The following is a 5,157-nucleotide window of genomic DNA, read 5'->3' as shown; positions in this document are numbered from 1 at the left end:
GGCGAGGCCCGCGCGGGCCTGGCGATGGCCTCACCCGCGATCGTCCTGCTGCTGGCCTTCCTGATCGTGCCGGTGCTGCTCGGCTTCGCGCTGTCCTTCACCAACGCGCGGCTGATCTCGCCAGAGCCGCTGCGGTTCGTGGGCCTCGACAACTTCGTCCGGGCCTTCACCGTCGACCCGACCTTCTTCCGCTCGGCGCTCAACACCTTCGCCTTCGCGGCCGTGGTCGTCCCCGTCCAGGCCGGTTTCGGGCTCTTCCTGGCGCTGCTGGTCAACCAGAGGATCCGCGGTGTGACGGCGTTCCGGGTGATCTTCTTCATCCCGGTCGTGACCTCGATCGTCGTGGTCTCGATCCTCTGGAAGTTCATGTACCAGCCGGACGGCCTGGTCAACTCCTTCATCAACTCGATCACCTTCGGCGCCTGGCAGGGCACCGCCTGGCTCAACAACCCGAGCACCGCCCTGTTCGCCATCATCGTGCTGTCCGTCTGGCAGGCCGTCGGATTCCACATGCTGATCTGGCTGTCGGGGCTGCAGACCATCCCGGAGGAGCTGTACGAGGCGGCCCGGATGGACGGCGCCGGGCCGTGGCGCCAGTTCAGGGACGTCACCTGGCCGTGCCTGCGCCCGACCAGGATCTTCGTCCTGATCACCATCACCATCGCGGCGCTCGGCCTGTTCGTGCAGATCGACGTGATGACCCAGGGCGGCCCGATCGACTCGACCTCGACCCTGGTCTACCACGCGGTGCTCACGGGTTACCGCCAGCAGCAGATCGGCTACGGCTCCGCGCTGTCCCTGGTCTTCTTCGTCATCGTGCTCGTCATCGCGCTGATCCAGCGCCACCTCACCCGCGACAAGGACTGACCCATGGCCGAGACAGTGCGTACCCGCCGCCCGGGTTCCGAGCCGAGCGAACGCCGGCTCCGCAGCCGCCGGCGCGTCTGGTCCTACCTGGTCCTCGTCGGCCTGGCGGTCTTCTTCCTCTTCCCGCTGGTCTTCATGTTCGTCTCGAGCCTGAAGCCGGACGGGCAGATCCTCTCCGACATCGGCGGCTGGCGGGCGTTCCTGCCCGTGGGCGACGTCGGTCTGCACAACTACGGCGCCGTCTTCGACCGGGTGCCGGTCGGGCGCTTCCTGCTCAACTCGCTGTTCGTGACCGTGCTGGTCGTCGGCCTCGGGCTGGTGGTCAACTCGATGGCCGGCTTCGCGCTGTCGCGCCTGCGCTGGCGCGGTCGCGGCCTGGTCCTCAGCGTCGTCATCGCCACGCTGATCGTCCCGTTCGAGACGATCGCCGTACCGCTGGTCTACTGGGTGGCCCACCTGCCCACCCTGCTCGTCCAGAACGGCAGCCTGGTCTACGACATCGGCTGGCTCAACAGCTACAAGGTGCAGATCATCCCGTTCGTCGCGAACGCCTTCTCCATCTTCCTGTTCAGCCAGTACTTCTCGACCATCCCCACCTCCCTGGACGAGGCCGCGCGGATCGACGGCGCGGGCTGGTTCACCATCTACCGCCGCATCGTGGTCCCGCTCTCCGGTCCGGCCTTCGCCACCGTGGCGATCCTGACCTTCCTGCCGGCCTGGAACCAGTACCTGTGGCCGACGATGGTGGTGCAGGACGAGAAGCTCCGCCCGGTCATGGTCGGCATGCAGTACTTCTTCCAGGACAACCCCGCCTGGGGCGAGGTCATGGCCTACACCTCCATGATCACCCTGCCCGTACTGGTGGTCTTCCTCGCCTTCCAGCGCTCCTTCGTCAGCAGCGTCGCCGCCAGCGGCGTCAAGGGCTGACCGCCACCGCGCCCGTTCCGGGCGCGGGTGCCCCGCCGCCGTCCGTACCCGGTGGGCCGCACCGGGCGTCCGCCACCCCGCACCACTCATCCGACGACCGGCAGCCCGACGAGCCGTTGCCCGCCGCGCCCGCGCGCGGCCGGGCCCTCCTCGCCTGCCCGAAAGGCCCGCCATGTTCGCACTGCCCGACTCCTGGGTCTGGGACTTCTGGTTCGCCGACGACGGCGAGCAATACCACCTGTTCTTCCTGTACGCCTCGCGCGCCCTGCACGACCCCGACGCCCGCCACTACCGCGCCTCCATCGGCCACGCGGTCTCCACCGACCTTCGCCGGTGGACCCGGGTGCCCGACGCCCTGGTCCGCTCCGACGCCCCCGCCTTCGACGACCTCGCCACCTGGACCGGCTCGGTCGTCCGCCACCCCGACGGCACCTGGTTCCTCTTCTACACCGGCGCCACTCGTGCGCCCGACGGCCGCAACGTCCAGCGCATCGGCTACGCCACCTCGACCGACCTGACCACCTGGCACAAGGCCGGCCCCGCCCCGGTGCTCGGCGCGGACCCCGCCCGGTACGAGACGCTCGACACGGGCGCCTGGCACGACGAGGCGTTCCGCGACCCGTGGGTCTTCGCCGACCCGGGCGGCGACGGCTGGCACATGCTGATCACCGCCCGCGCCACCGAAGGCCCGGCCTTCGAACGCGGCGTGGTCGGCCACGCCGTCTCCGCGGACCTGCGCCACTGGGAGCTGCGGCCGCCGCTCTCCGCCCCCACCGCCCACGGCTTCGGCCAACTCGAGGTCACCCAGACCGAGATCGTCGACGGCAGACCCGTCCTGATCTTCTCCTGCCTCGCCGAGCACGCCTCCGACAGCCGCCGCGCCACCGGCACCCGGGGCGGCATCTGGGCCGCGCCCGCCGACAGCCTGCTCGGCCCGTTCGACATCGGCGCCGCCGAGCAGGTGACCGACGACGCGTACTACAGCGGCAAGGTCGTCCGCCGCCGCAGCGACGGCCGGTGGGTCCTGCTGGGCTTCCACCACACCGGCCCGGACGGCGGCTTCACCGGCGGTGTCAGCGACCCGATGCCCGTCCGCTGGGACGGCCGCCGCCTCACCGTCGAGACCGTCCCCGGGCCCGGCACCGCCCTGCCGGCGCCCGCCTCCGCCGAACCCGTGCTCGCCGGCCGCCCCCCGACCCGCTGACGGCCCGGGCACGTCCTCCCTCACCCCCACGGAAGTCCAGGAGTCGAGCATGACCTCCCGACCTTCGCTCCACGGGGCCGGCGCAGCCGGGACGCTGCGCCGGCCCGGAAAGGCCCGGCTCCGGCTCGGGCTCGCCGCCCTCCTCGGCCTCGCCCTGACCGCGCTCGGTGTCGTGGCCCCCGGCCCGGCCGCGCCCGCCCCCGCCCTGGCCGCCGACAGCTACCGCGACGTCTACCACTTCACCGTGCCCGACCACTGGAAGAACGACCCGCAGCGGCCGGTCTACGTCGACGGGGCCTTCCACTACTACTACCTCTACAACGCCGACTACGGCCAGGCCGTCGGCACGGCCTGGCGGCTGGCGACCACCGGCGACAACGTCGCCTTCCACGACCAGGGCGTCGCCGCACCGAAGAAGACCAACGCCAACTACGACCTGTGGTCCGGCTCCGCGGTCGTCGACACCGGCAACACCGCGGGGTTCGGCGCGGGCGCGATCGTCGTCCTGGTCACCCAGATGGATCACCCCACGCCCGCTCAGATCGCCGACGCCTCCGGCCCCCAGGCGCAGTTCCTCTGGTACTCCACCGACGGCGGCCGCAACTTCCGCCCCTACGGTGACACCCCGGTCCTGCCCAACGGGGGCCGCAAGGACTTCCGCGACCCCAAGGTGCTCTGGGACGCGCCCCGCCACCGCTGGGTCGCGCTCCTCGCCGAGGGCAGTGCGATCGGGTTCTTCACCTCGCCCGACCTGAAGACCTGGACGTGGGTCTCCGACTACGCCAACGGCTCCCTGGGCACGCTCGAATGCCCCGACCTCTTCCGGATCAGGGCCGACGACGGCACCGTGCACTGGGTCATGGGCGCCAGCGCCAACGGCTACCTCACCGGGGACCCCAACACCTACGCCTACTGGACCGGCACCTTCGACGGCACCTCCTTCACCCCCGACACCGGCGCGCCCCAGTGGCTCGACCACGGGCTCGACTGGTACGCCGGTGTGACCTGGGAGGACCCGGCCGCCCCACTGGACCGGCGCTTCGCGATGGGCTGGATGAACAACTGGTCCTACCCCCACACCACCCCCACCTGGGCCGCGGACGGCTTCAACGGCACCGACTCGATCACCCGCCGGATCACCCTCAAGCACTACGACGACGGCTACGCCCTGGCCTCCGAGCCCGTGCCCGCGCTCGCCCAGCACGCCACCGGGGTCACCGCCCTCGGCACGATCCAGGTCGACGGGCAGGTCCGGCTCGGCTACCACGGCACCGCCTACCAACTCGACGCCGACGTCGGCTGGAGCACCATCGACAACCTCGGTGTGCAGCTGCGGGTCTCCGCCGACGGCAGCCGGCACGCGGACGCCGGGATCTTCCACGACGTCAGCTATCTGAACCGGCGGCAGACCGGGAACCCCGACCCCTCCGGTGCGCGCGAGGAGAGCCACGCCCCGTACGACCCGGCGAAGACCCACGCCCATCTGAGGATCCTCGTCGACCGCACCACCATCGAGTACTTCGTGGACGACGGCCGCTACGTCCACTCCGCCGAGGCGTTCCCGGACCCGGCCGACGACGGTGTCAACCTGTTCACCAGCGGCGGCGCCGCGACCTTCGCCAATGTCACCGTCACCGAGTTCGCCGACCTCGCCCAGCGCCCGGCCGACGTGCTCGCCGACTTCGAGGGCACCACGTACGGCACCGGCTGGACCGCAACCGGCGGACTCACCGGTACCGGGCCCACCGCGGAGAGCCTCCCGGGCTCGGTGGGCTCCGCCGTCCTCGACACCTTCGCCGGCGGCTCGGACGCCGCCACCGGCACCGTCACCTCGCCCGCCTTCACGGTCGACCGGCGCTCACTGCACCTGCTGATCGCCGGTGGCAACCACCCGCTCGGCCGGCCGGGCGCCACCAGCGTCAACCTCCTCGTCGACGGGCAGCCCGTCCGCACCGCCACCGGCGACGACTCCGGCTCCCTCAGGCCCGTCACCTGGGACCTCGCCGACCTGCAGGGCCGGAGCGCGCAGCTGCAGGTCCTCGACGACGCGACCGGCAGCTGGGGCCACCTGATCCTCGACCAGGTCACCCTCAGCGACTGATCGCCGCGACAGCGGCGGGGGGGGCGGGCCCCCGCCCGCGCCCCCCCCCCCCCCCCCC

At 71.7% G+C, this 5,157-nt stretch carries 4 protein-coding genes; all 4 read left to right on the top strand.

All coding sequences use genetic code 11. The annotated features are described in order from the left end of the window. Positions 1 to 867 (top strand): carbohydrate ABC transporter permease (locus ACFV0G_RS34840; RefSeq protein ID WP_380556626.1); only part of this gene is annotated, 867 nt, incomplete at its 5' end. Between the two features lie 3 nt (positions 868 to 870). After that, positions 871 to 1,794, top strand: a complete 924-nt coding sequence (locus ACFV0G_RS34835) for a carbohydrate ABC transporter permease (protein ID WP_380556624.1) — start codon at positions 871 to 873, stop codon at positions 1,792 to 1,794. Positions 1,795 to 1,966: 172 nt separating this feature from the next. Further along, the gene (locus ACFV0G_RS34830; RefSeq protein ID WP_380556622.1) at positions 1,967 to 2,998 is read left to right on the top strand and encodes a glycosyl hydrolase family 32; all 1,032 of its coding nucleotides are present in this window, start codon (positions 1,967 to 1,969) and stop codon (positions 2,996 to 2,998) included. Positions 2,999 to 3,047: 49 nt separating this feature from the next. Then, positions 3,048 to 5,099, top strand: coding sequence for a glycoside hydrolase family 32 protein (locus tag ACFV0G_RS34825; RefSeq protein ID WP_380556620.1), 2,052 nt, complete (start codon positions 3,048 to 3,050; stop codon positions 5,097 to 5,099). Positions 5,100 to 5,157 lie beyond the last annotated feature (58 nt).

Source organism: Kitasatospora sp. NPDC059571, from assembly GCF_042735675.1.
Lineage (GTDB): Bacteria > Actinomycetota > Actinomycetes > Streptomycetales > Streptomycetaceae > Kitasatospora.
The sequence above is the reverse complement of the archived record's forward strand: the minus strand, read 5'-3'. Positions and strand labels throughout refer to the sequence as shown.